The organism is Janthinobacterium sp. HH104, from assembly GCF_001758715.1.
GTDB lineage: Bacteria > Pseudomonadota > Gammaproteobacteria > Burkholderiales > Burkholderiaceae_D > Janthinobacterium > Janthinobacterium aestuarii.
Genome location: NZ_LRIB01000043.1, coordinates 1 through 23,689 on the forward strand (window position 1 = coordinate 1; position 23,689 = coordinate 23,689).

Below are 23,689 nucleotides of genomic sequence, written 5' to 3' on the forward strand. Positions count from 1 at the left end.
GGCGTCATCGGCCAGGGCATTGGCGGCGGCCGCCGCGGCGGCAGCGGCGGCCAGCACGGCTGCGTTGCTCACGACGGTGGTGGTGGATTGATTGCCCGTGCTACCGCCGGTCGAGCCGCCCGTGCCGCCCGTGCCACCTGTGCCGCCGGTACCGCCCGTCCCCGTGCCGCCTCCGGTACCACCCGTGCCGCCTGTCCCCGTGCCGCCACCGGTGCCGCCTCCGGTGCCGGAACCGCCAGCCGCGGCGCCACCGCCTCCGCCACCGCCGGCTGCGGCGGCGACCAAGCCAAGGCCGCCGAGCGCGCCCAGCACGCCAAGTCCGCCCAGGCCACCCGCAGCGCCAGCGCCCGCGCCGCTACCGGCGCCAGCCGATGCGCCGGCCACATCCACGACACTGCCGCTGGGGATGCCGGCAGCACCGGCGCCTGTGCCCGCGGCACCTGCGGCGCCACCATTGTTATCGCTTTGCGGCGTGCCGAGGTCGGCACTGCCATTGCCGGCCTGGCCTGCGGCCGCGCCACTGCCACCGGCTGCCAGGGCGGCTGCCGCCACAGCGGCCGCCGCGCCCACGGTGCCGGCATTGCCGTTGGCGGCGCTTCCCGTGACTTCCACGACATTTTCAGGCGGCATGGTCGCGCTGGCATCGTCCCCTTTGATCAGTTCATCTTCGTCATACTGCTTGCGGTCACCGTTTTTTGGGTCGACGGCTTTTTTTGCGGGCGTCGCGATCTTGGCGCCAGCGCCTTCGGCATTGACGGGAACTTGTGCTGGGTTTTGGGTGGTGGCCATTTGAAAGTCTCCGGAAAAGGTTAAGTATTCGTACAATTTTCTAAAATAATAAAAAATCAATAATCTGCTTCGATTCCTTGCTTGCTCCGGCGAGGCTTGGGCCGTGGTTGAACTCTGGTGTTTCCGATGTTGATAGTGGCAAGTAAAACATAATTGGGAAAAAAACGTTGGGGCAAAAGAACGCGATTTCGGCGATATTTAAAATGTTATTTCCATATTCGTTTTATGCGTTGCCGCTTTCCTGTATTTTGTGGCGCCGGCAACTGGCTGGTCCGGCGAGACGTAACGGCAGGATGCAGCGTTTGCACGAGGTATGTGCTGGCTGCCACTATGAGGATAGTTTCAATTTTGAAACTTCCAATTTCATTTTGATCACTCACCACGGTCTTATTTTCTCTGGCGTCATGCGGGTAAATACTCACGAATTGTCACGAAACAGGTGTTTTCGGCTGAGTCTGCTGTCGTGCCCGCGTATTTCTGTGCTTTTTATCCAAAAAACCGCCTTGCTATCGAATTGCTAGTTGTTGTTTTTTGAATGCCGATTATCAAATGTGATTGGTAATAAAATACGATAGAAATAATTATTTGTAATTTTTATATCGGATTAATGCTATCGAATGAATAGTCTTGATGTGGCGATGGGGAGTTTTCATAATAACTATCGCTAAGGTAGTTATTATTTTTTGGGGCTGAATGGAGTAGAAATGAAAAACGCCCCGGCGGGCGGGGCGTTTTGTGGGGGAGGTGATATGGCGCTGTCAGCCTTCCTCGCGCCAGCGGCGCAGGCGGATGGCGGCGTAAATCAGCGCCGCGCCTTCCGCCGCCCCCAGCCAGACGGCTGGCAAGGCCAGGCTGGACCAGGAATTGCTGAACACGTCGATGCGTGTCATGTGCGATCCCCCCTCTGCCAGGGCGTGCATTTGCGGCAGCAGGCCCGGTTCGAACAGATACCAGCTACCGGGAAGGGTGCCCAGCAGGGCGCGTCCGATGACATTCATCTGTATCCAGCTGACATTGCTTTCCGTCTGCGTCAGCTTGCCGGCCCACACTGTCAGGATGAGCAGCAGCAGCGGCACGCCGACGGCCCACAGGAAGACTTTCGACTTGGCCCAGCTCGATACCATCAGCAGCCAGCCGACCGTCGGCAAGGCCCACAGGCAATACACGGGCAGCAAGCCGAACACGCGCAGCGGTCCCAGGTACAGGCCCGGGGTGGCGAGCAGTTCGGTAAACACATGGATGCCGTTGGCCGCCAGCACGCCGCTGAGTATCAGGATCAGGGCCAGCGAAGTCAGGCTGGCGGCGGCGGCCACGATCAGCGGCGCGACCAGCAGGGCGATGGCCGCTTTCGACAGCACTGTCTGCGCATCCGAGATGGGCAGCGATTTCCAGAACAGCACGCTGCGGTCGCGGCGGTCGTCATGTAGGGCGCTCAGGCAATAGAAAAACACGAGGAAACCCAGCGCCAGAAACAGCGGCGCGGCCGCGTACGTGTAGTTGTTGGCGACGGCGTCGATGATTTCCGTGCGGCGCGGGCCGAAAGTGCGGGTATTGAAGACAGTGCTCCAGGACACTTCCTCGCCATTGACGATGAGCGCCGTGCGCATCTTGGTCTTGGCGATGGTGCCTATCGTCATCAAGGCGCCCAGCACGGTCATGACGATGCCGATCAGGGCGGGTGTCCATACCAGCATGCCCTTGTGTTCCCACAGTTCACGCCGGATCAGCCATTGCAGCTTGTTGGCAGGGGAAATACTCATTGGTACGATCCTTTCATGGTCGCGACAAACAGGTCAGCCAGGCTGGGCGTACGTACTTCGCCCAGGGCGGCCAGCTGGGTGCGGGCGACGCCGTCGAACAGCATCACCGACTTGCCGAATACGCTGCGTTCGCTGATCGGCTGCAGCGCGCGCGCCGGATTGACGTGCTGCGGGCCCACCATCACTTCGATATAGCGCTCGCCCACTTCTTCCATGCTCGAGGCCAGCACGATCTTGCCGTCGCGAATGAACATCAGGTCGCTGAGGATGTGTTCCACTTCCTCGATCTGGTGTGTGGTGATGACGATGGTCTTGTTTTCATCGAAATAGTCTTCCAGCAAGTTCTGGTAGAACTGCTTGCGGTACAGAATGTCCAGGCCCAGGGTCGGCTCGTCGAGCACCAGCAGCTTGGCGTCGATGGCCATCACCAGCGCCAGGTGCAGCTGCACCACCATCCCCTTCGACATGGCCTTGACCTTCATCTTCGGCGACAGCTTGGTGTGGGCCAGGTAGCGCTCGGCCTTGCTGCGGTCGAAACGTGGATGCACGCCAGCAACGAAATCGATGGCGTCGGCCACGCGCAGCCAGCCCGGCAGGATGGCCACGTCGGCGATGAAGCACACGTCGTCCATCAGCGCATCGCGCTGCACACGGGGATCGCGCCCCAGCACCGACAAGTCGCCTTCGAAGCCCGTCAGGCCCAGGATGGCTTTCAGGGTGGTGGTCTTGCCGGAACCGTTCGGCCCGATCAAGCCGACGATGCGTCCCGGCGCGATATCGAAGCTGATGCCATCGATGGCCACCTGCTTGCCATATTGCTTGCGCAAGCCGCGCGCGCTGATGACGCTATCCTTGTTCAATGCATTCATGCGCTCTCTCCGTGTGCGCCGCTGTCGCGGCTCGCTTGCAGCAGTTGCTCGAGGTTCAGGCCCAGTTGCGTGATGCGGTCAAGCATCGCCGGCCATTCTTCGCGCATGAAGCGCTCGCGTTCACTGGCCAGCAATTTGTCGCGGGCGCCTTCCAAGACATACATACCGAGTCCTCTGCGTTTTTCCACCAGGGCATCGTCGACCAGTTCCTGGTAGGCGCGCGACACCGTGATGGGATTCAATTGATAGTCGGCCGCCACCTGGCGCACCGAAGGCAGGGCGTCGCCGGACTGCAGCACGCCATCGAGCATCATGCCCACCACCCTGGCCTTGAGCTGGCGGTAGATGGGGCTATTGTCGTTCCATTCGGCGCTCATGGGATGCGCTCCCATAAGGGTGGTGCGGCGCGGCGCGTGAAAAATGCGGTAGGCATCGAAGCTCCGTGATGTATTGAGTTGGTGTTGTAGTTAACTATAACAGTAAAAAATCGGATGTCAACACAATCTGTGTATTTTCGACATTATTAAACGGGTAATATGCTGGCTCTCGAATAATGCCTATTGGCAACTATCGATAAAAATCTTCCTCAACAGCAATGAAAGCAACGATGAGAATGAAGTGCATGGAGAAACAGAATCTGTTCGGGCGCGCGGCCTGCGGCGTCGCCTTGCTAATCGGACTGAGCGCCTGCGGCGGCGGTTCCAGCGATGCCGGAGCGCCAGCCGCGCCGGTGGCGCCGGTGGCCGAAGCACCGAGCTATCTGGTGGGCGGCACGGTGAGCGGCTTGGTTCCCGGCGCCCAGGTGGTGCTGGCCAACGGCAGCGACAAGGTCACTGTCACCGCCAACGGCGCCTTTCACTTTGCGGGCAAGCTGGCGCCAGGTGCCAGTTACGATGGCAAGATAGAGAGCTCGTCCGAGGGTCTCGGTTGCAGCATCGCCAAAGGGGCGGCGACGGTGGGCAATGCGGACGTCAACACCCTGGCCGTGCGTTGCCTGCCTGTCGTGCTGGCCGGCGTGCAGGAAAAAATCCAGAATGTATCCGGCATGGCGCAAGATGCGGCCGGTAACTATTACATCGCCGATGCTGTCCTGCAGGTTATCCATAAAGTCACGCCTGCCGGTGCGGTGAGCGTGTACGCGGGTATCCCGGGCAAGCCCGGCGCCGACGATGGCGCCGCTGCGGCAGCCACTTTCCACATGAGCAGCGGTGTGTCCCTCCTGGCCATCGACCGTGCAGAGAATCTGTATCTCTTCGAGAATTGCAATACCCTCTTGCGCAAGATTACGCCAGCCGGCGTCGTCAGCACGGTGGCGGGGCAGCGCGGCGCAGCCTGCGGCTGGTCTGCCCCGGAAGCGGTGGTCGCCGATGGACAGGGGGCACAGGCGCAATTTGCCTGGACGACGGGCATGGCCATGGATGGCAATGGCGATATCCTGCTTGCGAATGCGACGCAGCAAATGATTCGCCGGGTGACGCCCGCAGGCCTCGTCAGCTCCGAAAAGCTGGTTGATGCCAAGGGGTACGGGATATCTCCATCGCAAATTGCCGTCGATGCCAGCGGCACGATTTACTTCAGCGAAGGGGTAGGCAGCCGTATATTTCGTTGGCGGCAGGGAGTGGCCGCCGTAGTTGCTGGAAACAACAAGCGCGTGAGCGCGGACGGTAAAGGCGTCGCCGCCAGTTTCAGCAACATCCGAAGCATGACGGCAGACCGTGACGGTAATGTGCTGCTGGCCGACTTCAATGTCATCCGCCGCATGACGCCTGACGGCGACGTGACGACACTGGTAGGGAAGACGGTGACGGACGCCGCCGGCACATCAGCCAACTGGACGGTTCTGGGCTCCATTCTGGTCGATACATCAGGCGCTATCCTGGTCCATGATTTCAGCAAGCATCGCTTGAGCCGGCTTGACACGAGCAAGGTCTTGTCCGACATGCCTTACATGCCGGGCAATATGGGCGTGACCGAAGCTGTTGGCGGGGCGGCCCGTGTGGGATACGTGGGTGGCTCGGGCATGTGCAGCGATCCTGCGGGCAACGTCTATTTGCTCGACATGACAAACAAGGTGCTGCGCCGCGTCACGCCGGATGGCGCATTGAGCGTCTACGCTGGCACGGCTGGCGTCGCCGGCAGCAATGACGGGCCGCGCGCAAGCGCGACCATGCTTGGTCCTGTCGCGATCGCCTGCGACCAGGATGGCGCCGTATATTTTGCCGACAAGGCAGCGGCAGGCGCCGCGTTTAATTTGCGCAAGATCAGCAAGGATGGCCAGGTAACGACACAGGAAGCTTTGCCTGCCGGTACCGGCAAGCCCTTGCAGTACCGGCTGGCCATCGACAAGGATGGCTATATGGCTTGGCTGGGCTGGGGCCGCGACGGTATCTTCCGCCGCCCTCCCGGTGGAACGTTCTCGGCCTTCCTGTCATTTGAAGCCATGATGGGCCCGCTGGGCGGAACTGTTTACAACTGGGAATACATGGATCCGAACAGTCTGGTTTTTGACAGCAAGGGCAATCTGTATTTTGACGATAGCGGGCATCAAGTCGTCTTCAAGGCCGATCGCGCAGGCAAGGCCAGCGTGTTTGCCGGCACCCTCAACAAGGGCAGCGGTGGCGATGGCCCGCCAGGCGTGGGCGGCTTGCCGTTTTCGGGGGCGCCCAGCCTGGCCATCGATGCGAGCGACAATCTGTACCTGAGCGGCCAGGGCTGGGTGCGCAAGATCGATACGGCTGGCGTCATTTCCACGCCAGCATTGGCCTGGGGCCATCCTGCCATCAGTATCCTTGCCTTCGGCAACGGCACCCTGTACGGTTTCACGACCCAGGCGGTGCTGCAGACGCCGTTGCCCTAGGTCGTCATCCGCGCCTGCAGATCCAGCGCATTGAACAGGGCGGCGCCTGCCGCCGTGTTGTCGAAGATGCACCAGTTGCCTGCGTGCGCTGGTGCGCGCAATTCGGTCGCCAGTGCTGCCAGGTACTCGGCCGGATAGTCCGAATAATATATTTTCGGACTGCCATGCAGGCGCAAGTAGGCGATATCTGTCGTCGGCACGTGCGGGCCCGGCTGGCCTGCGGGCGGATCGGCGCGGACGCGCGTGATGCGCGTGATGCGCTGCATTGTTAACAGCTCGGTCGCGCCTGCCTCGAACCAGCTGGGGTGGCGCGCTTCGCACGCGAGCATGCCGTCGAAGCGTTGCCGTAGCGCAGTCAGGAAGTCAAAGGCCACGTCCGCTTCGAATCGCAGGCTGGGCGGCAGCTGCACCAGTACGCAGCCCAGCTTGTTTCCCAATTCCCCCACTTCCGATGCAAAGCGATCGAGTTCGGCCTCACCATCGCGCAAGCGCCGTTCGTGCGTGATGCTGCGCGGCAATTTCACGCTGAAGCGGAAGTGGTCGGGCACGCTGTCTGCCCAGCGCGCGTAGGTGGCGGGCTGGTGCGGGCGGTAGAACGAGCTGTTGATTTCCACGCAGTCGAGCACTTGGGCATAGCGCTGCAGGTGGCTGCCATCGAGGGGAAAGTGGCTGGCGGCGGCGCTGGAAATGCTCCAGCCGGCCGTGCCGATGTAAACAGTATGCATGGCGCCATTACAGCAAGGCCAGGCGGGCGCGGCTATCGGACAAACGCCCGTGCCGCCGTCGGCGCAGAGCTAGTCGATGATGTTGCCGTTCAGGTCGTGGCGCGTGATGTTGCCGCGCGCATCGATGGCGATCCAGCCGCCGCGCGGCGGCGTGACATCGCATTCCCAGTCGGGCAAGACATAGCGCAGGGTATGGCCGACCTGGTGCAGTGCAGGGCGGTGCGTATGGCCGTGGATCATGACGGTGCTCGCATGTTCGGCAAACACTTGCGCGACAGCATCGGGCGTGACATCCATGATGTCCATGGATTTTTCGCCATTGTGCTCGCGGCTGCTCTTGCGCAAACCGTCGATGATGGCCTTGCGCTGCGCCAGCGGCATGGACAGGAACTGTTTTTGCCAGGCGGGCTGGCGCACCATGGCGCGAAACTCCATGTATTGCACGTCTTTCGTGCATTCGGCGTCGCCGTGCAGCAGGACGATGCGCTGGCCGGCTATCGTGGCCACGTGCGGTTCGCTGAGCAGGGTGGCGCCGGCGGCAGCGGCAAAGCCGGAGCCGACGAGAAAGTCGCGGTTGCCGGCGATCCAGTAGACGTGCACGCCAGCATCGCTGACGGCGCGGATGGCGGCCGTCATGCGCGCATTGAACGGGTCTTCCAGGTCATCGTCGCCGGCCCAGTATTCAAACAGGTCGCCTAATAGATACAGCGCTTGCGCATATTGCGCATGGTGTTCCAGGAAAGAAAGAAACGCCGCGCTGGTGCGCGGGTGCGAGCTCTGCAGATGCAGGTCGGAAATAAAGAGTGCGGCAGGCATTGTCATCGTTCAACGCTCCCAAAAAGTGATGTGCATGGAGAGGCGAAAACGTTGCAATGCCTGTTATTCATGATGCTGAAGCCTGATTAAGCGGCTTCTACCTTCTCGATGATCACGTCCGTCACTGGCACGTCGGCGAACATGCCGGCGCGCGAGGTTTTCACGGCGCGGATGGCGTCGACGACTTCCTTGCCTTCGGTGACTTTACCGAACACGGCGTAGCCCCAGCCGTCTTGGCCTGGATAGTCGAGGAAGCTGTTGTTCTTGATGTTGATGAAGAACTGGGCCGATGCCGAATGCGGATCCGACGTGCGGGCCATGGCCAGCGTGTAGGTATCGTTTTTCAGGCCGTTCTTGGCTTCGTTTTCCACGGTGGTGTCGGCTGGCTTTTGTTTCATGCCTGGCTCGAAACCGCCGCCCTGGATCATGAAACCGTCGATGACGCGGTGGAAAATCGTGTTGTCGTAGTGACCGGCTTTCATGTAGGCCAGGAAGTTGGCAACCGTTTTCGGCGCTTTTTCGGCGTCCAGTTCAGCGGTGATCTTGCCCAGATTGGTGGTGATGATGACGGAGGTCATGATGATCCTTAATAAATTGGATGAATAATTGATTCAGCGGCACCAGGCAGGCCGGCGCCGCAAAAACGCTATTTTACAGTTTTGCTGGCGCGGATTTGAGTAAAGTCGCCGATTCGATCACCACGGGGGTGACCGGCACGTTCTGGTGCGGGCCCTTGTCGGCAACGGGCACGGCCTTGATCTTGTCGACCACGTCCATGCCGCTGACGACTTTGCCGAATACCGTGTAGCCGAAACCGTCGCGGCCAGGGTAGTCGAGCGCGCCATTGTCGTTGACGTTGATAAAGAATTGCGCGGTGGCCGAATGCGGGTCGCCCGTGCGTGCCATGGCGATGCTGTAAGTGACGTTTTGCAAGCCGTTCTGCGCTTCATTCTTGATTGGCGCCTTGGTGGCTTTCTGCTTCATGTTCTTGTCGAAGCCGCCGCCCTGTATCATGAAGCCGTCGATGACGCGGTGAAACACCGTGCCCTTGTAGTAACCGCTTTTGACATACTGCAAGAAATTGGCCACGCTGTGCGGCGCTTTTTCCTGGTTCAGTTCCAGCACGATCTCGCCCATGCTGGTTTTCAGGGCCACATGGGGCGTGGGGTCGAGGGCCGTCGCCGGAGCGGCTGCCACGACGGCGCTGCCCAGGGTCAGGCCGGCAAACAGGGTGCAAAAACGGGCCAGGAAAGACAGGCGTTTCGATTTGGTTTCTTGCATGAAGGTGTCCTTGATCGTTATTTTTCTCTAAACTTGCTTTAATTGTAAAGAAATGAAAATTCGGTTGAACATCGTAAAAACCTGATTCATATCGGGCCAGTATGGTTTTTATCAATGTTATACTTGACCGCTAACGCCCTAATTCTAACAAACAAGAACAACAATACAGCGGGTCGTCCCGTCTCGGCGCACACGGCAGTTCTGTGGCGCGGCACCCCCGGTGTCCGCGCCTGTCTGTCGTTTTGCCAGGCTGGCGGCCGCTCCACTTGCAAAGTACGATGAGCAATCTAAAGATTTACAACACCCTGGCGCGCGAGAAGCAGGTATTCGTCCCGATGGAAGCGGGCAAGGTACGCATGTACGTGTGCGGCATGACCATCTACGATTATTGCCATATCGGCCATGCGCGCATGATGATGGCGTTCGACGTCATCTACCGCTGGCTGAAAGCGTCCGGTTTCGACGTCACCTATGTGCGCAACATTACGGACATCGACGACAAGATCATCCGCCGCGCCGTGGAAAACGGCGAGACGATTTCCCAGCTGACGACGCGTTTCACCCGCTACATGGATGAAGACACGGCCGCGCTGGGCATCCTGACGCCCGACCACACGCCGCGCGCCACTGAATACGTGCCGCAGATGCTGCGCCTGATCGAGCAGCTGGAAGCGAAGGACCTCGCTTACCAGGGCGCGGACGGCGATGTGAATTATGCCGTGCGCAATTTCCCCCATTACGGCAAGCTGTCGGGCAAGTCGCTCGACGACCTGCGCGCGGGCGAACGTGTCGACGTGAACACGGGCAAGCGCGATCCGCTCGATTTCGTGCTGTGGAAGTCGTCGAAAGAGTCCGAGCCGGAAGAAGTCAAATGGGATACGAAGTGGGGCAAGGGCCGCCCGGGCTGGCATATCGAGTGCTCGGCCATGTCCTGCGCCTTGCTTGGCGAACAGTTCGACATCCATGGTGGCGGCGCGGACTTGCAATTCCCGCACCACGAAAACGAGATCGCCCAATCCGAAGGCGCGTTCGGCCATACCAGCGTCAATTACTGGATACATAACGGTTTCGTGCGCCTGGACAATGAAAAGATGTCCAAGTCGCTCGGCAACTTCTTCACCATCCGCGAAGTGCTGCAAAAGTTCGATGCCGAAGTGATCCGCTTCTTCATCCTGCGCGCGCACTACCGCAGCCCCCTCAATTACTCGGATGTGCACCTCGACGATGCGCGCCTGTCGCTGACCCGCTTGTACACGGCGCTGGCCGACGTGGTGGTGGAAGAGGGCGCCATCGACTGGAGCGAGGCGCATGCCGTGCGCGTGCGCGAAGCGATGGATGACGATTTCAACACGCCGCTGGCCGTGGCCGCCCTGTTCGATCTGGCAACGGAAGTCAACAAGAGCAAGTCGCCAGCCCTGGCGCGTCAATTGAAGGGCCTGGCGGGCGTGTTCGGCTTGCTTGAGCGCACGCCGCAGCAATTCCTGCAAGCGACCGTCGGCGCCGCCGCTGGCGGCCAGGACGAAGCGGCCGGCATCGAAGCGGCCATCGCGGCGCGCAGCGCAGCGAAAAAGGCGCGCGACTTTGCCGCATCGGACAAGATCCGCGCCGAATTGTTGGCCGCAGGCATCATTCTCGAAGACAAGCCTGACGGCTCGACCAACTGGCGCCGCGCATGATGCCAACGTCCAGGGAAAACGGGGAAGCGCCGGCAATCGCCGCGCAAGTGATCCAGGTGCCGCACTACTGGGAAGAGGCGAAGATCGAGCTGATGAAGCGCGACCGCATCATGAAAAAGCTCATCCCGCAATTTGGCGACCTGCACCTGGTCGGCCACAGCGACCCGTTTACGACCCTGGCCCGTTCGCTGGTGGGACAGCAGATCACGCCCAAGGCGGCCGATGCTGCCTGGAAAAAGCTGCTGCTCGCTTGCCCGAAATGCACGCCGTCGCAAGTATTGAAAGCAGGCGCCGAGCAGCTGTCCGCCTGCGGCTTGTCCAAACGCAAGACCGAATACATCCTCGACCTGGCCGACCATTTCAAGGCCAAGCGCGTGCACGCGAGCCAGTGGGACCAGATGGATGACGAAGCCGTCATCGCCGAACTGGTGCAGATCCGCGGCATCGGCCGCTGGACAGCCGAGATGTTTCTGATATTTAATCTGCTCCGGCCGAATGTCTTGCCGCTCGACGACCCCGGTTTGATCCAGGGCATCAGCGTCAATTATTTCTCCGGCGAACCAGTTTCCCGCAGCGATGCGCGCGAAGTTTCCGCCAATTGGGAACCGTGGCGCACCGTGGCGACGTGGTATTTGTGGCGCAGTCTCGACCCTGCAGCCGCCCCTGCCGCACCCGATGCAGCCCCCGGCGCACCAGCCGGTACGGTAAAATAAACATAGATGACGCCGCGCGCCTTGGCGCCGTGGCCGGTAAAACCTGGAGGTACAATGACTAAAACGACTTTCCTCAATTTTGAACAGCCGATCGCGGAACTCGATTCCAAGATCGAAGAGTTGCGCTTCGTGCAAGACGATTCGGCCGTCGATATCTCGGAAGAGATCGACCGCCTGGCCAAGAAGAGCCAGCAGCTGACCAAAGATATCTACGCCAAGCTGACCCCTTGGCAAGTGGCGCAGATCGCGCGCCACCCGCAGCGCCCCTACACCATGGATTACGTGAATGAGATCTTTACCGATTTCCACGAATTGCATGGCGACCGCAGCTACGCGGACGATCTGTCCGTCGTGGGCGGCCTGGCCCGCTTCAACGGCCAGCCGTGCATGGTCATCGGTCACCAGAAGGGCCGCGACACGAAAGAGCGCGCCATGCGCAATTTCGGCATGCCGAAACCGGAAGGCTACCGCAAGGCCATGCGCCTGATGAAAGTGGCTGAAAAGTTCAACTTGCCCATCTTCACCTTCGTCGACACGCCAGGCGCCTTCCCCGGCATCGACGCGGAAGAGCGCGGCCAGTCGGAAGCCATCGGCCACAACCTGTACGTGATGGCCGAACTGAAAGTGCCGCTGATCGCCACCATCATCGGTGAAGGCGGTTCCGGCGGCGCGCTGGCCATTGCCGTGGGCGACGCCGTGCTGATGCTGCAATACTCGACCTATGCCGTGATCTCGCCGGAAGGCTGCGCCTCGATCCTGTGGAAGAGCGCCGAGCGCGCCTCCGACGCGGCCGAAGCGCTGGGCCTGACCGCCCACCGCCTGAAAGCCATGGGCCTGATCGACAAGATCATCAACGAACCGCTGGGCGGCGCCCACCGCGATCCGAAACAGATGGCCACCTTGCTCAAGCGCGCACTGGCCGACACCCTGCGCCAGTTCCACGGCATGAAAACCAAGGACCTGCTGGCCGCGCGCCATGAAAAATTGCTGAGCTACGGCAAGTTCAAGGAAACGACGCCGAGCGAGTAAGGCTGGGGTCAGACCCGTCGGGTCTGACCCCAAATGTAAGCCAACATAGCATTCAAACACCAGGGACAGCCAGCTAAACGACACCATCCGTTTAGCAGCCTGTCCCTCTTTGCATTCCCGGAGTCCTGATTGAAAAAGCAACAAACCGCCACCGTCGCCGATATCTTTGCCCATGCGCTGGACGCCTGCGGACCCCAAGCCGGCGAGACGGTCGCCATCGCCCTCAGCGGCGGCCTCGATTCCTCGGCCCTGCTGCACCTGGCGCATGCCTGGGCGCAAGAGCACGGCGTGTTTCTTTACGCGTTTCATGTACACCACGGCCTGAGCCCGAATGCGGATGCGTGGCTGGTCCACTGCGAACAATTGTGCGCCGGCATGGGCATCGCTTTCGAGGCGCGCAAGGTCACTCTGGAAAAAAATGCGAAGACGGGCACGGAAGAGGCGGCCCGCAAGCGCCGTTACGCGGCCCTGGGCGAGCTGTGCGCCGCGCACGGCGTGCGCCTGCTGCTCACTGCCCACCACCAGGATGACCAGGCCGAGACGGTGCTGCTGCAATTGCTGCGCGGCTCAGGCACGGCGGGCTTGTCCGGCATGGATGGCGCCAACAGCGCGCCCGAGCTGCTGGGCAACCCGGACCTCGTGATGGCGCGCCCACTGCTGCCCGTGTCGCGCAAACAGCTGGAAAGCTACGTGGAAAAACATGCGATCGCGCACATCCACGACGAATCGAACGACGATCCCCGCTTTGCCCGCAATGCCTTGCGGCACCAGGTGATGCCCGTGCTGGCGCAGGCCTTTCCCGGCTTCCAGGAACGCTTCGCCCGCAGCGCCCAGCACGCGCAATCGGCGCAGCGCTTGCTGACGGAACTGGCGACGCAGGATCTGGCGGCGTGCCTCGATGGCGATTGCATCGAACTGGCGAAATTGCGCGAGCTGAGCGCGGACCGCTGCTACAACCTGCTGCGCCACTGGTTCGGCACGCGCGGCTTGCGCATGCCGTCGACGGCGTGGCTGGCGGAAATGCTGGCGCAATTGCTGGAAGCGCGGCCCGATGCGCAATTGCTGGTCACACATCCCGAATGCCACGTGCGGCGCCACCGCGACCGGTTGTACCTGACGCCGAAGCTCGATGACCTGGCCGGCATGCGCGACAAGAGCGACGCGGGCATTCCCGGCCTGGAAAAAGCCAGCCAGGAATTTGTGTGGAAAGGCGAGGCCAGCCTGGCCTTTCCCGCGTATGGCGGCGTGCTGCATTTCGATGCGGTGGAAGAGGGCGGCCAGGGTATCGATATTGCCTGGCTGCAGTCTCAAACCTTGACCATCGATTTCCGCCAGGGCGGCGAGCGCCTGAAACTGGCCTTGAACCGGCCCACGAAGAGCTTGAAATACCATTACCAGGCGTTTGACGTGCCCGCCTGGGAGCGCGAACGCCTGCCGCTTGTCTGTGCGGCGCAACAATTGCTGTTCGCGGCTGGTATTGGCCTCGATTGCCATTGCCTGAGTCTGCTGGACCGTCCCCGCGTTGCCTTGCGCTGGGTCTCCTGCTGAGCGCAGGGGCAGCCGCCACGGCCATTCCCGGGGTGGCCGCCAAGCGGCTGCCCAAGCCGGCTGGACTGCATGGATTGGTTATTTCCATATGCGCAATCGGTATGAGCTAATGCGCTTTTTAGCTTGTTATTTTGCATTGCGGCATGTAGAGTAAAGCCCTCCTTTTTTATTCTTCTTGAGCGGAAACTTCACTCTTATGGCTTTAATCGTCCACAAATATGGCGGTACGTCGATGGGCTCGACTGACCGTATCAAGAATGTCGCCAAGCGCGTTGCCAAGTGGCACGACGCTGGGCATCAAATCGTGGTGGTGCCATCCGCCATGTCGGGCGAAACCAACCGCCTGATTGGACTGGCCAAGGAAATCATGGATCAACCCGATCCCCGTGAACTTGACATGATCGCCTCGACAGGCGAACAAGTGTCCGTCGGCCTATTGTCGATGGCACTGCTGGCGATCGGCAAACAAGCCGTATCCTATGCTGGCTGGCAAGTCGCGATCAAGACCGATTCCGCCTTTACCAAGGCACGCATCCAGTCGATCGATGACGAAAAAGTCAAACGCGACCTCGATGCGGGCAAGATTGTCATCATTACCGGTTTCCAGGGCGTCGACGAACACGACAACATAGCGACTCTGGGCCGCGGCGGTTCGGACACCTCGGCCGTGGCGATCGCCGCCGCCATGAAGGCGGCCGAATGCCTGATCTTCACGGACGTCGACGGCGTCTACACGACCGACCCGCGCGTGGTCTCCGAGGCGCGCCGCCTGAAGACCATCACCTTTGAAGAAATGCTGGAACTGGCTTCGCTGGGCTCCAAAGTGCTGCAAACGCGTTCGGTGGAATTCGCCGGCAACTACCGCGTGCCCACGCGCGTGCTGTCGTCGCTGACCGACCCGATGTTGCCGCTGGAAATAGAAGCCAATTCAGGCACCCTGATTTCGTTTGAGGAAGATACAAACATGGAACAAGCAGTCATCTCCGGCATCGCCTTCAACCGCGATGAAGCCAAAATCACCGTGCTCGGCGTACCCGACCGTCCAGGCGTGGCGTACCACATCCTGGGACCGGTGGCGGACGCGAACATCGAAGTCGACATGATCATACAGAATCAGTCGGTCGACGGTAAAACGGACTTCACCTTCACCGTCTCGCGCGGCGAATACACGCGCGCGCTGGCCGTGCTGGAAGCGAACCGCGAATCGCTGGGCGCGGCCAGCATCACGGGCGACGCGAAAGTGTCGAAACTGTCCGTCGTCGGCGTGGGCATGCGCAGCCACGTTGGCGTCGCATCGCAAATGTTCCGCACCCTGTCGGAAGAGGGCATCAACATCATGATGATCTCCACTTCCGAGATCAAGATCTCCGTGCTGATCGACGAAAAGTACATGGAACTGGCCGTGCGCGCGCTGCATAAAGCGTTCGAGCTGGAAAAAGCTTAAATATCCAAAAATATTGCCCCACGCCCTTGACCAAAGGGGGGGCAATCGATATTATGACGTTCGTCGCTGCAGCGCAGTTAGCTACAGAGACATAGTTGAGTAATCAGCTAGGAGACGTGGCCGAGTGGCCGAAGGCACATCCCTGCTAAGGATGCATACGGCTTATACCTGTATCGTGGGTTCGAATCCCACCGTCTCCGCCAGTATTTTGAAAAAGCCCCTCTAGAGGGGCTTTTTCTTTTTCCCCTACCCACATCTCTACCCCCATTACGATTTTGCCGCTGGCCCCTGCGCTTCAGCGATGATTTTGTCTTGCCAGTCGGCGATCGCGGTCGAATCCCACACCACCGCGCGCGGCCCCAGGCTGATCGGCGCCGGGAAGGTGCCTTTCTTGATGCGGTCGTAGATGGCCGTTCGCTGGATGCCGACGATATCGATCACCGAGGGCAGGCGCAGAAATTTTCGTACTTCGGTCGTGGTGCTCATGATGTTCGTTCCAGTTGTTTCAGGGGGTTGATTGGGTCGAGCTGGCGCGGGTCGCTTTTATCCAGTATGTAGATATAGGTCATGCCGGCCGGCGAGCGGTCGTCGCAGTCCGGCTGGTCGTTGGCTACGGCCAGCGCCGCGGCCGTCGAGCACACGCCCACGGAGCGCTCGAACAGGCAGCCTTCGCAGCTGGGCGCGTTCGCTTCCTGCGCTTTGAAGCGCACGGTCGACGGGATGACCGGTTCATCACGGTCACCGCGCCATTTGTCGCTGGAGATGCACTTGGTCATGCAAACATCCTCCCTTGCGTTCTTTCCGCCTCCAGCGCTGCTGCGCATGCAGGATTAATCCACACCACCTCTGTTCTGGCTTTGCCACCATCGGGGACATGGCGCCGCTCAAGTCGGATCCAGTCCGGATACAGATCCTCGTCATACAGCTGGCTCGGATATCCCGATAGCACCACCATGCCGCGCGCCTGGCGCAGCGTGCCAGCCAATGCACGATGATCGTCGTCGGTCATTTCATGACGGTAGCCATGCGTTTTGTTCGATCGGCCTACCAGCGATGACCTGGTGCTATGGCAGTAGGGCGGATCCGCGTAGATAAGCGTGTTCGGTGAGTCCATGCGTTCAATGACCTCGATTGCGCTGCGGTTTTCTATAACTACACCCTGCAAACGATTGGTGAATGAAGGGATCGCATTCGACCAGGTGGAGTACTCCACCGAAGGCAGCACGCGGCCGTCGCTCAGCTTTGAGCGAAAGCCGGTGCGGCAGGAGCGCGTCGCTGAATCGGAACCGTGGCCCATGAAGGACTTCACTATCGTTTTGTGGGCCGCGTCCATATCACTGATGGCCGGCTCGTAAGCCCAGTCGAATTCTTGCCGTGCAAACGGCGTGAGTTCCACCAGACGTTGCAGCTCGAGCGCTTGCAGGGGATCGCGCAGCAGCCGGAATAGGTTGACCACGGTACCGTCCAAGTCGTTATAGCATTCGGCACCCACGCGAGGCTTCTGCAGCAGCACCGAGGCGGCGCCGCCGAACGGCTCCACGTACACGACGTGGCTCGGGAAGAAAGTCAAGATCCAGGGGGCCAGGCGGAACTTGCCGCCGTGATAGCGCAGCACCGGGCGCGTTGGGGCGCTCATGGTGCACTCCGTACACAGGTGACGCAGCGGCCGTACTGGCGCAGCTGGCGCGCCGTACTTGCTTTTCCGCAGGCGCAGCGCTTGCGGATCAGCGAGAAGGCGGGCGCTGACTGATTCGCCAGGTGGTGGCGGGTAATTTGAGCTGGGTTGGTGATCATGATATTATTTCCAATCAAACAAAGGAGACGCATGTCCTTACTCACTCTTGAAGACGTCGAACAGCTGGTAAAGGAGTTGGACGCGGGGTTCCACCCGACATGGCGAAAAACAGCCGCAAACATGCTTCGAGAAAAGCTAAAGCGTGGCGACTTCGCCGCCCCGTCTGAGCGGATACTTGTTGAGAAATGGCTTGAGCGAGAGTCAGCCCAAGACGCTCTTAAATTTGCGAATTCCCCCGAGGGCCTTGCTCGCCGCAACACTGAGGCGACTGAAAGAGCAGCAAACGCGGCGGTAAGATCGGCAAAGTCTGCCGCTATAGCCATTTTCATTTCAATTGCCGCATTGGCAGTCGCTGCTTGGCCGCATATAAATACATTGGCAGTCGCTGCATGGCCGCATATAAATAAATTCTGATAACTCACGCCATCCTCACAATCTCACGCTCATGCGCGAAGTTGGCGAGGATCAACGCCTTGGCCATGGGCGGGCAGACCGAATTGCCACACATGCGCACCTGGGCGCTCTTCGTCAGTTTCAGGCCCTGCGCCGGGTCGTCACCGATGATGTAGTTGTCGGGGAAGCCCTGGGCTCGGAACAGTTCGCGCGGCTGCAGCATGCGCAAGCCGATGTCCACGATCTGATAGTCCTGGCCGTGGATCGTCACCAGGCCGAAACGGTCGCGGCTCGTGACGGTGGCCAGCGGCCCGTTGATCTCCGGCGCCTGGTCGGTACCGTAATAACTCAGCAGGAACGCACGCACCTCGGCATGGTGCTGGCCGCCGGCGCTGACCGTGCCCAGCGGCTCGTCGGTACCCGCCGCCGTGCTTGTTCCGCGCAGCTTGACCAGGTTGCTGGTGACGATGCTCAGCGCATGCGGCGCGCCGGCGGGCTTTTCCTTCGGCCCGGCCGTGATCGTCGGCAGCGGCTCCGTCATCGCGCTGCCGGTGGCGCCGGTGCGGAACTTCGTGATGTGCGCCGACACCATGCTGAAATGGCCGCCCTTGACCTGGGCGCAGATGGTGCGCAACGGCTCGTCGGCAGGCATTACGCGCTGGTTGCTCGCGTTGGAGTGCTCCGTTAAGAACGCTGTCACCAGGCTGTGGTGGTCGCATGCGGTCACCGTACCGATAGGGGCGCTCAGGTCGGAGCCGACGACGCCTGTGTAATGCTTGGCCAGGAATGCCGTGGCCACCGCTTGATTGCCCGCGGCGGTGATAGTCGGTACCGGCATGTTGGCGCCCGCGCCAGAGTGGCCGGTAGTGTTGGTCATGACGAATGGCGCAAGCTCAGCCTCGACCAGCGCATGCTTCGCGGCCGCGCCTACCACCGTGTCCAGTGGCTTCTCGATGTCCAGCGCGCGCGGCGCCTGGCCCTCGCGCTCCCCGTAGCCCACCTGCACCAGCGTGGCCACGCCCAGGGCCTTCTCGCCGCGGTGCGCGCCAGTGATGGTGCGGAGCGGTTCCCCGATGGATTCGGTGCGGTCGCCGCCCTGGTGCGTTACCGGGACGATGGTCGGCGCGCAGAAATAGCTATCGTTGCGCGCCAGCAGCGTGCCGAATGGGCGCGCAGTCGGCCGCGGCTCGCCAGCGCGCGCCGGCCCGCCGGCGCCGACGATGAACGGATCCGCCGCGTCGACCACGTAACGCATGATGCCCTTGGCGATGCGGCGTAGCGTGGCCGGTGCCAGCGGCCGGTCGCGTTCAAAAATGCTCGGGCACGGCAGGCTGAAGTCGATGCACTCGGCCGCCGTGCGGTACGGCAGCAGCTTGCCCGCGCGCACGCCAATACTGTCGGGCGCGCCATGGGTAGGCTCTGGCCACTTAATTGCGATGCCGTCGCGGCGCGCTACCAGGAAGAAGCGCTTGCGGATGGTGGGAGTATCGTGGTCGCAGCCGCGCATTTCGCGGTAGTCGACGGTGTAGCCGTGCGCGCGCAGCTGGCGGATGAAGCTGTCGAAGGTCTTGCCCTTCTTGGCCGGGTCCGGCTTGGCGCTGCCGTCGGCCTCGACCAGCAGCGGGCCCCACGTTTTGAATTCCTCGACGTTTTCCAGCATGATGACGCGCGGCTTGCACTTGGCCGCCCAGCGCAGGGTCACCCAGGCCAGGCCACGGATGCGCTTTTCTACAGGCTTGCCGCCCTTGGCCTTGCTAAAGTGCTTGCAATCTGGCGACAGCCAGACCAGGCCGACAGGGCGATTGTTCGTGACCTTGATCGGGTCGACGTCCCATACGCTCTCACACAGGTGCGTGGTGTGCGGGTGGTTCGCTGCGTGCATGGCCAGCGCCTCGGGATCGTGATTGATGGCGATGTCGACCGGGCGGCCGAATGCTTGCTCCAGGCCGGTGCTGGTCCCACCGCCGCCGGCGAAGTTGTCGATGATTAGTTCATTGCCCAGGTCGAGCGCCATGGAGAAGAGATCTCGCTTCATGGACGCGCCTCTGCCGCATGGCGGCGCACCACCAGCACCGGCATGGCGCCCGCCACGCCGCGGAAGTGCGGCGCGGCTACTTGGCCCTGCAGCGACGGCTTTATGCCCAGCATGGCGTCGCGTGACGCGTCCTTGAGCTCGTACAGGATGCCGGACACGCGCACGTGACCTTGAATGCCGCGCGCGAAGATCATGCGCAGGCGGTGCTCGATGCCAGCTTCCTCGATATCGAAGCCAGCGCGCTCGGCGATCTGGTAGAAGGTGCCGGGGCCGGCGATCAGCGCCTGCAGCAGGGCATAGGAGCGGCTTTCAGGTTTTGGCAGGGGTAGGCGCTTCATGCTGCGCCTCGCTCGGCTTGCAGCCAGGATGGCAGCGGCTGCGTGATATCCCGCACTGGCCGCATCGGCATGACGATTGCAAGGAAGTCAGGCGCGACGTCAATGTGGGCTACCGTGCATTTGTTGACATCGCCGTTGACGTTGAAGAAGTGCAGCCCGTCGAGGCCGACGCGGCTGGAATTTGTGGTCAGTGCCTTGCGAGCGCTGTTGGCGGCGCGTGCCAGTTTCTTCAATAGCCTGCCGCTGATGCACGACACGAGGCCTGGGCGCAGGTCTTCAGCGGCCGGTACGACCGTTTCAAAGCGGGGAAAGGCAGTTTGCGAATCGATTACAGGGTTGCCCGCCTGGATGCACACCTCATTGCCGCACTGGTCGAGTACGGTGAGGCGCCCGTGGCGCAGCACCACCACCCGCTCAGCATCGATCTGTTCGGTGCACGCCGCCATAACTTTGCTACCGAAGGACAGCGTGACCTCTTGCGAGCACACGCCGGCTGGGTCGCGGTACACGCCCAATATGTGGCCGTTGGTGGCGCAGATGGTCACGCCGCCGCCTGCCAACGGACGAACATTGATACCGTTAAGGTAATAACGAATGTCGCCTTGCGCCACAAAATGGGCCACGATCGGAAGGAATTTAGCGGTCAGCACCAGGCTGTCGTGCTCGGCGCCCGGCGAGCTGGTCGCCGGCGTGCCCACCGGCAGCTGGTCAGGGGTCTTGGTCGACGCGCTCACAGGGCACCGCCTTTCACATCCAGTAACTGCTGGAGATCGCGCTCAAGGTGAGTGCGCGTGATGATGGCGCAGTTGGCCTGGATGCGGCGTGCCGTCTCGATGCTGGTGAGGCGGTCGATCTCGGCCTGCGAAGACACGCTGCCGGCGCCCCAGCCCAGAATCAGCACGGACACCAGGATGATGGCCGCGCTGGCCGCTGGCTCGATTTCGCCCAAGGTCATGGCCAGGCTGCCGGTGATGGCGCCGATGATGGTCACAGCGATCAGCAGGTAGATGTTGATCTTGAATTTCATGCTGCACCGCCTTCCAGCGCTGCGAGGGCGGTCTTGAAGTTGAATCGGGACATGCGCGCGTCGGCCTGGGCCTGATCCATGCCCCAGTTGTGCATGAACATGGCGCGGATCTCGGCGACGAGCTCGCTGTCCTCGGGCCACAGTTCGGCGTCGAGCAGGTTGTCGGCGATGGCATCGATTGCCAAAGCTGACGTGGTGCTGGCCAGGAAGGGGATGGGGACGTGCGTTTTGTGCAGGTCTGCAGTGCTGGGGGCGTGTGACATTTTCTCTCCATCGGTTGAGGTGGTGCGTCGATGGATTGAACTATACGCGAACGAATAGGCATGTCAATACGTGAATGGATAGTTTGTGTGAAAAAAAAGCCATTCGTGAATGGCTTTTTTGTTTTTGATTCGGGTGATGCTAGATGATATCTTTGCCGTTGACCGTGAGTTGAGTGATCGTTCCCGTCGATAAAACACCTATACAACTAGCAGACATCTGCTCTTTGCCACCGAAGCCATTCTGAAATTCGAATGCCCCGCGCGGCCAGGCAAAATAGAATTCATCTGTTGCCGTCCCATAATTTTTCGCATACGGCGGCAGTTCTGCCCCGCCATGTGCGGCCGTACTCTTTATTGCATATTGGCATTTAACAAGCGCCTCTGCGAGAGCTCGTTTGCGAAGCTTGTCTGGTGAAGGATTGGCAATGCTCCAGATAATGACGGCAACTGAACCGACAATTCCGAATATGCAAATTAGCCCGATCCACTGTCCGATCGACAGATTTGTTGTCGGTGCGGCGGGCGAGGTAGTTTTGCTTTTAGATGCTTTTCCTGCGTGCAAATGGCCGAGGCGGCTGTCGGCAACAGGCTCTACTGGCCCTTGGCAAATTGGGCATTTGCTAAGACCTCGGACCGTGATGTGCGCTTTACAGTTGGCGCATTTTACTCCTGCCATTTTTTCTCCGATAATTATATGCGGTCACTTTCCTTACGAATAACGCGGCCTACAACGATGCACTCACCACTGCGGCAGGATTTTCGATGGAACCGTCTTTGATCGGTGTTGTCTGATGCAAGCCACCATTCGCCCGAATCGCGCACTAATCTTTTAATAACTGCTTCGCCTTCGTAGTTGATCGCATACACCATGCCATCTACGAGTTTCGTGTCTGCCGTATTTATGACAACTAGATCGCCTTCGCCGAGCCCTGGTTCCATGCTTTCCCCTTTGACGGTCAAGGCAAGTAGTTTGCTCGGGATGTATCCGTTGCGGTCCGCCCAGTTGCGCGGCACGCTCAGCTTGCTTCCGTCATAGATTTCTGGGACGGTCTGGAAGCCAGTAAGGCCAGCTGATAGGCTAAGTTTCACCTTGGGTATTTCGTAAAAATCTGGGTCATTTGGGCCGGCCGTAACTACCTCATGGTAGACCGTTGGAGCTTCTTGCACACTGGCGGTGCGACTCATGTTTCCAGTGCCGTCGAGAAGCCACTCGAACGCGACGTTGCAGGCTTGCGCGAGCTTGGAAAGCGTCTGAGTTTCAGGACCGCGCTTACCCACCCCTTTGAGAATTCGATTTATTGTCGGTTGAGGAACACCTGACGCGCGCGCGAGCGCACTTTGCGAGTCGTAACCCGCTGCCTTCATCGCTTCATCTAATCGGCTTGCTATATCCATAATCCAATATACGTCTATGTATAGTTTAGGCACAAGTACCTATTCATTCAGGTATTGCACATCTATCCATTCGCGTATATATTGCGCGTATGGATAAAAATATCTCGACCCTTCTTAGCGAAATCAAAACACGAACACGCTTGAGTGAACCTGTTATCGCTCAAAAACTGGGCATTTCTCAGCCTACTGTGAATCGAATTTTGAACGGCCAGGCTGATTGCAAAGGCAAGACGCTCCGCTCGATCCAGGCCCTTCATCACGAGGTTTGCGGTGACGTGCTTTTGACTATACCCACGAAGGAGAAATAAAGCATGCGTAACGAGTCGCACAAAACACTGATCGGCATCCTGCGCGAGCATGTGGCCGACTGGCGCCGGGCCGCTGGGCTGTCGAGCGCGAGCGCCATCGACATGATCGTCGCGGCGCATGCGCACATCGGCGGCCCGGCCGTGACCGGTATCCGCTTCGATGCGCACACGGACGAGTTCCAGCGCATGAAAAACAACAGTGACCGCGTGCTGCGTTGGCTCGACGACGAAACCAAGGACACCAATTTCCTGCCGGCGAACTTCGTTTTTTCCATCCTTGCCGGCATGCCCGACGACGCGCGCGCGCACTGCCTGAACGACATGCTGCGCCGCTTCGGCCTGTGCGTGCGAGCCATCGAGTCGCAGGACGAGGGCGGCTTGGGCTTGGGCGATATCTGCGACCTGGCCAGCGCCGACGCTGACGCTATGGCGTCGCTTGCGGCCGTTGTGGCCGCACCCACGCAAGCCAATTACGAAATCGCGCTGCGCAAGGCCGCACGGGCAGCCGAGAAGAAGGCGCGCATCGTGCGCATCCTCACCGGCGCACGCAAGGCCATGTCCCGCACCAAGGACGTGCTGCACCGCGTGCTGCATCCATCACGTGGGCCACGCGAGAAGGCGTAACCGA

26 protein-coding genes, 1 tRNA gene and 1 pseudogene are annotated in these 23,689 nt (G+C 60.6%); 9 read left to right on the forward strand and 19 right to left on the reverse strand.

The genetic code is table 11. The features are described 5' to 3' along the window. The 4 genes and pseudogenes from JAB6_RS19755 to JAB6_RS19770 all read right to left on the reverse strand — a co-directional run. Positions 1-789, reverse strand: a pseudogene (locus tag JAB6_RS19755) (hypothetical protein); the annotation flags it as partial. Between the two features lie 758 nt (positions 790-1,547). Further along, positions 1,548-2,549, reverse strand: coding sequence for a hypothetical protein (locus tag JAB6_RS19760; RefSeq protein ID WP_070304201.1), 1,002 nt, complete (start codon positions 2,547-2,549; stop codon positions 1,548-1,550). Then, positions 2,546-3,418, reverse strand: a complete 873-nt coding sequence (locus JAB6_RS19765; protein WP_034756930.1) for an ABC transporter ATP-binding protein — start codon at positions 3,416-3,418, stop codon at positions 2,546-2,548. The genes JAB6_RS19760 and JAB6_RS19765 overlap by 4 nt, the downstream gene beginning before the upstream one ends. After that, positions 3,415-3,795 carry a GntR family transcriptional regulator gene (locus tag JAB6_RS19770; RefSeq protein ID WP_070304202.1) on the reverse strand — a complete coding sequence of 127 codons (381 nt, stop codon included), beginning with the start codon at positions 3,793-3,795 and terminating at the stop codon, positions 3,415-3,417. Before JAB6_RS19770 ends, JAB6_RS19765 begins: the two co-directional genes overlap by 4 nt. Positions 3,796-4,040: 245 nt before the next feature. On the opposite strand from JAB6_RS19770, the gene JAB6_RS19775 reads away from it, so the two are divergent. Beyond that, entirely contained in the window at positions 4,041-6,275 is a 2,235-nt protein-coding gene (locus tag JAB6_RS19775; protein ID WP_139143451.1) for a hypothetical protein, read from the forward strand. Here JAB6_RS19775 and JAB6_RS19780 read toward each other — a convergent pair. From JAB6_RS19780 to JAB6_RS19795, 4 genes are all read right to left on the reverse strand, one after another. Beyond that, the gene (locus JAB6_RS19780; protein ID WP_070304204.1) at positions 6,272-7,000 is read right to left on the reverse strand and encodes a DUF72 domain-containing protein; all 729 of its coding nucleotides are present in this window, start codon (positions 6,998-7,000) and stop codon (positions 6,272-6,274) included. The two genes, JAB6_RS19775 and JAB6_RS19780, sit on opposite strands and share 4 nt — an antisense overlap. A gap of 69 nt (positions 7,001-7,069) precedes the next feature. After that, positions 7,070-7,816 (reverse strand): UDP-2,3-diacylglucosamine diphosphatase, encoded by a 747-nt coding sequence (locus JAB6_RS19785; RefSeq protein ID WP_083292839.1) that lies wholly within the window; start codon positions 7,814-7,816, stop codon positions 7,070-7,072. Between the two features lie 86 nt (positions 7,817-7,902). Continuing rightward, positions 7,903-8,394, reverse strand: coding sequence for a peptidylprolyl isomerase (locus tag JAB6_RS19790; protein WP_034756945.1), 492 nt, complete (start codon positions 8,392-8,394; stop codon positions 7,903-7,905). 73 nt (positions 8,395-8,467) lie between these two features. Next, positions 8,468-9,097 carry a peptidylprolyl isomerase gene (locus tag JAB6_RS19795; protein WP_175444578.1) on the reverse strand — a complete coding sequence of 210 codons (630 nt, stop codon included), beginning with the start codon at positions 9,095-9,097 and terminating at the stop codon, positions 8,468-8,470. Positions 9,098-9,375: 278 nt separating this feature from the next. Between JAB6_RS19795 and cysS the strand changes: the two genes are divergently transcribed. From cysS to JAB6_RS19825, 6 genes are all read left to right on the forward strand, one after another. Next, complete coding sequence (gene cysS, locus JAB6_RS19800) at positions 9,376-10,773, forward strand: cysteine--tRNA ligase (protein WP_070304206.1); 1,398 nt, start codon at positions 9,376-9,378, stop codon at positions 10,771-10,773. Beyond that, positions 10,773-11,486, forward strand: a complete 714-nt coding sequence (locus JAB6_RS19805) for a DNA-3-methyladenine glycosylase (protein WP_051991907.1) — start codon at positions 10,773-10,775, stop codon at positions 11,484-11,486. The genes cysS and JAB6_RS19805 overlap by 1 nt, the downstream gene beginning before the upstream one ends. A gap of 54 nt (positions 11,487-11,540) precedes the next feature. Then, entirely contained in the window at positions 11,541-12,515 is a 975-nt protein-coding gene (locus tag JAB6_RS19810) for an acetyl-CoA carboxylase carboxyltransferase subunit alpha (RefSeq protein ID WP_034756951.1), read from the forward strand. A gap of 129 nt (positions 12,516-12,644) precedes the next feature. Next, positions 12,645-14,063 carry a tRNA lysidine(34) synthetase TilS gene (tilS, locus tag JAB6_RS19815; RefSeq protein ID WP_070304207.1) on the forward strand — a complete coding sequence of 473 codons (1,419 nt, stop codon included), beginning with the start codon at positions 12,645-12,647 and terminating at the stop codon, positions 14,061-14,063. Positions 14,064-14,259: 196 nt separating this feature from the next. After that, positions 14,260-15,507, forward strand: coding sequence for an aspartate kinase (locus JAB6_RS19820; protein ID WP_035817435.1), 1,248 nt, complete (start codon positions 14,260-14,262; stop codon positions 15,505-15,507). 110 nt (positions 15,508-15,617) lie between these two features. Then, a tRNA-Ser gene (locus JAB6_RS19825) sits at positions 15,618-15,710 on the forward strand. A 64-nt stretch (positions 15,711-15,774) separates the two neighbouring features. Here JAB6_RS19825 and JAB6_RS19830 read toward each other — a convergent pair. The 4 genes from JAB6_RS19830 to JAB6_RS29400 are packed head-to-tail and all read right to left on the reverse strand — an operon-like array spanning position 15,775 to position 17,301. Beyond that, the gene (locus JAB6_RS19830) at positions 15,775-15,993 is read right to left on the reverse strand and encodes an AlpA family transcriptional regulator (protein WP_083292841.1); all 219 of its coding nucleotides are present in this window, start codon (positions 15,991-15,993) and stop codon (positions 15,775-15,777) included. Continuing rightward, a complete protein-coding gene (locus JAB6_RS19835) occupies positions 15,990-16,283 on the reverse strand; it encodes a hypothetical protein (protein WP_070304209.1) in 294 nt (97 codons plus the stop codon). Before JAB6_RS19835 ends, JAB6_RS19830 begins: the two co-directional genes overlap by 4 nt. Beyond that, positions 16,280-17,143 carry a DNA adenine methylase gene (locus tag JAB6_RS19840; RefSeq protein ID WP_070304210.1) on the reverse strand — a complete coding sequence of 288 codons (864 nt, stop codon included), beginning with the start codon at positions 17,141-17,143 and terminating at the stop codon, positions 16,280-16,282. The genes JAB6_RS19835 and JAB6_RS19840 overlap by 4 nt, the downstream gene beginning before the upstream one ends. Continuing rightward, positions 17,140-17,301 (reverse strand): hypothetical protein, encoded by a 162-nt coding sequence (locus JAB6_RS29400; RefSeq protein WP_175444579.1) that lies wholly within the window; start codon positions 17,299-17,301, stop codon positions 17,140-17,142. The genes JAB6_RS19840 and JAB6_RS29400 overlap by 4 nt, the downstream gene beginning before the upstream one ends. A 31-nt stretch (positions 17,302-17,332) precedes the next feature. On the opposite strand from JAB6_RS29400, the gene JAB6_RS19845 reads away from it, so the two are divergent. Then, positions 17,333-17,716 carry a hypothetical protein gene (locus JAB6_RS19845; protein WP_070304211.1) on the forward strand — a complete coding sequence of 128 codons (384 nt, stop codon included), beginning with the start codon at positions 17,333-17,335 and terminating at the stop codon, positions 17,714-17,716. Between the two features lie 4 nt (positions 17,717-17,720). Here the strand turns inward: JAB6_RS19845 and JAB6_RS19850 are convergent, their stop codons facing one another. From JAB6_RS19850 to JAB6_RS19875, 7 genes are all read right to left on the reverse strand, one after another. Beyond that, positions 17,721-19,730: a DNA cytosine methyltransferase gene (locus JAB6_RS19850; protein WP_070304212.1), complete on the reverse strand. Its 2,010-nt coding sequence runs from the start codon at positions 19,728-19,730 to the stop codon at positions 17,721-17,723. Continuing rightward, positions 19,727-20,068: a hypothetical protein gene (locus JAB6_RS19855; RefSeq protein WP_070304213.1), complete on the reverse strand. Its 342-nt coding sequence runs from the start codon at positions 20,066-20,068 to the stop codon at positions 19,727-19,729. The genes JAB6_RS19850 and JAB6_RS19855 overlap by 4 nt, the downstream gene beginning before the upstream one ends. Further along, positions 20,065-20,802, reverse strand: coding sequence for a hypothetical protein (locus JAB6_RS19860; RefSeq protein ID WP_070304214.1), 738 nt, complete (start codon positions 20,800-20,802; stop codon positions 20,065-20,067). Before JAB6_RS19860 ends, JAB6_RS19855 begins: the two co-directional genes overlap by 4 nt. Next, complete coding sequence (locus JAB6_RS19865; protein WP_070304215.1) at positions 20,799-21,095, reverse strand: hypothetical protein; 297 nt, start codon at positions 21,093-21,095, stop codon at positions 20,799-20,801. Before JAB6_RS19865 ends, JAB6_RS19860 begins: the two co-directional genes overlap by 4 nt. Continuing rightward, entirely contained in the window at positions 21,092-21,358 is a 267-nt protein-coding gene (locus JAB6_RS19870; RefSeq protein WP_070304216.1) for a hypothetical protein, read from the reverse strand. The genes JAB6_RS19865 and JAB6_RS19870 overlap by 4 nt, the downstream gene beginning before the upstream one ends. A 139-nt stretch (positions 21,359-21,497) precedes the next feature. Then, entirely contained in the window at positions 21,498-22,034 is a 537-nt protein-coding gene (locus JAB6_RS29060) for a hypothetical protein (protein WP_139143452.1), read from the reverse strand. A 14-nt stretch (positions 22,035-22,048) separates the two neighbouring features. After that, the gene (locus tag JAB6_RS19875; protein WP_070304398.1) at positions 22,049-22,753 is read right to left on the reverse strand and encodes an XRE family transcriptional regulator; all 705 of its coding nucleotides are present in this window, start codon (positions 22,751-22,753) and stop codon (positions 22,049-22,051) included. Positions 22,754-23,064: 311 nt separating this feature from the next. On the opposite strand from JAB6_RS19875, the gene JAB6_RS19880 reads away from it, so the two are divergent. Continuing rightward, positions 23,065-23,685 (forward strand): hypothetical protein, encoded by a 621-nt coding sequence (locus JAB6_RS19880; protein ID WP_070304217.1) that lies wholly within the window; start codon positions 23,065-23,067, stop codon positions 23,683-23,685. Positions 23,686-23,689: the final 4 nt, after the last annotated feature.

Excerpts from the sequence above, each read along its gene's own strand:
- JAB6_RS19760 (WP_070304201.1), bottom strand. The coding sequence starts at position 2,549 with ATGAGTATTTCCCCTGCCAACAAGCTGCAATGGCTGATCCGGCGTGAA.
- JAB6_RS19765 (WP_034756930.1), bottom strand. The coding sequence starts at position 3,418 with ATGAATGCATTGAACAAGGATAGCGTCATCAGCGCGCGCGGCTTGCGC.
- JAB6_RS19770 (WP_070304202.1), bottom strand. The coding sequence starts at position 3,795 with ATGAGCGCCGAATGGAACGACAATAGCCCCATCTACCGCCAGCTCAAG.
- JAB6_RS19775 (WP_139143451.1), top strand. The coding sequence starts at position 4,041 with ATGGAGAAACAGAATCTGTTCGGGCGCGCGGCCTGCGGCGTCGCCTTG.
- JAB6_RS19780 (WP_070304204.1), bottom strand. The coding sequence starts at position 7,000 with ATGCATACTGTTTACATCGGCACGGCCGGCTGGAGCATTTCCAGCGCC.
- JAB6_RS19785 (WP_083292839.1), bottom strand. The coding sequence starts at position 7,816 with ATGCCTGCCGCACTCTTTATTTCCGACCTGCATCTGCAGAGCTCGCAC.
- JAB6_RS19790 (WP_034756945.1), bottom strand. The coding sequence starts at position 8,394 with ATGACCTCCGTCATCATCACCACCAATCTGGGCAAGATCACCGCTGAA.
- JAB6_RS19795 (WP_175444578.1), bottom strand. The coding sequence starts at position 9,097 with ATGCAAGAAACCAAATCGAAACGCCTGTCTTTCCTGGCCCGTTTTTGC.
- cysS (WP_070304206.1), top strand. The coding sequence starts at position 9,376 with ATGAGCAATCTAAAGATTTACAACACCCTGGCGCGCGAGAAGCAGGTA.
- JAB6_RS19805 (WP_051991907.1), top strand. The coding sequence starts at position 10,773 with ATGCCAACGTCCAGGGAAAACGGGGAAGCGCCGGCAATCGCCGCGCAA.
- JAB6_RS19810 (WP_034756951.1), top strand. The coding sequence starts at position 11,541 with ATGACTAAAACGACTTTCCTCAATTTTGAACAGCCGATCGCGGAACTC.
- JAB6_RS19820 (WP_035817435.1), top strand. The coding sequence starts at position 14,260 with ATGGCTTTAATCGTCCACAAATATGGCGGTACGTCGATGGGCTCGACT.
- JAB6_RS19830 (WP_083292841.1), bottom strand. The coding sequence starts at position 15,993 with ATGAGCACCACGACCGAAGTACGAAAATTTCTGCGCCTGCCCTCGGTG.
- JAB6_RS19835 (WP_070304209.1), bottom strand. The coding sequence starts at position 16,283 with ATGACCAAGTGCATCTCCAGCGACAAATGGCGCGGTGACCGTGATGAA.
- JAB6_RS19840 (WP_070304210.1), bottom strand. The coding sequence starts at position 17,143 with ATGAGCGCCCCAACGCGCCCGGTGCTGCGCTATCACGGCGGCAAGTTC.
- JAB6_RS29400 (WP_175444579.1), bottom strand. The coding sequence starts at position 17,301 with ATGATCACCAACCCAGCTCAAATTACCCGCCACCACCTGGCGAATCAG.
- JAB6_RS19845 (WP_070304211.1), top strand. The coding sequence starts at position 17,333 with ATGTCCTTACTCACTCTTGAAGACGTCGAACAGCTGGTAAAGGAGTTG.
- JAB6_RS19850 (WP_070304212.1), bottom strand. The coding sequence starts at position 19,730 with ATGAAGCGAGATCTCTTCTCCATGGCGCTCGACCTGGGCAATGAACTA.
- JAB6_RS19855 (WP_070304213.1), bottom strand. The coding sequence starts at position 20,068 with ATGAAGCGCCTACCCCTGCCAAAACCTGAAAGCCGCTCCTATGCCCTG.
- JAB6_RS19865 (WP_070304215.1), bottom strand. The coding sequence starts at position 21,095 with ATGAAATTCAAGATCAACATCTACCTGCTGATCGCTGTGACCATCATC.
- JAB6_RS19870 (WP_070304216.1), bottom strand. The coding sequence starts at position 21,358 with ATGTCACACGCCCCCAGCACTGCAGACCTGCACAAAACGCACGTCCCC.
- JAB6_RS29060 (WP_139143452.1), bottom strand. The coding sequence starts at position 22,034 with ATGGCAGGAGTAAAATGCGCCAACTGTAAAGCGCACATCACGGTCCGA.
- JAB6_RS19875 (WP_070304398.1), bottom strand. The coding sequence starts at position 22,753 with ATGGATATAGCAAGCCGATTAGATGAAGCGATGAAGGCAGCGGGTTAC.
- JAB6_RS19880 (WP_070304217.1), top strand. The coding sequence starts at position 23,065 with ATGCGTAACGAGTCGCACAAAACACTGATCGGCATCCTGCGCGAGCAT.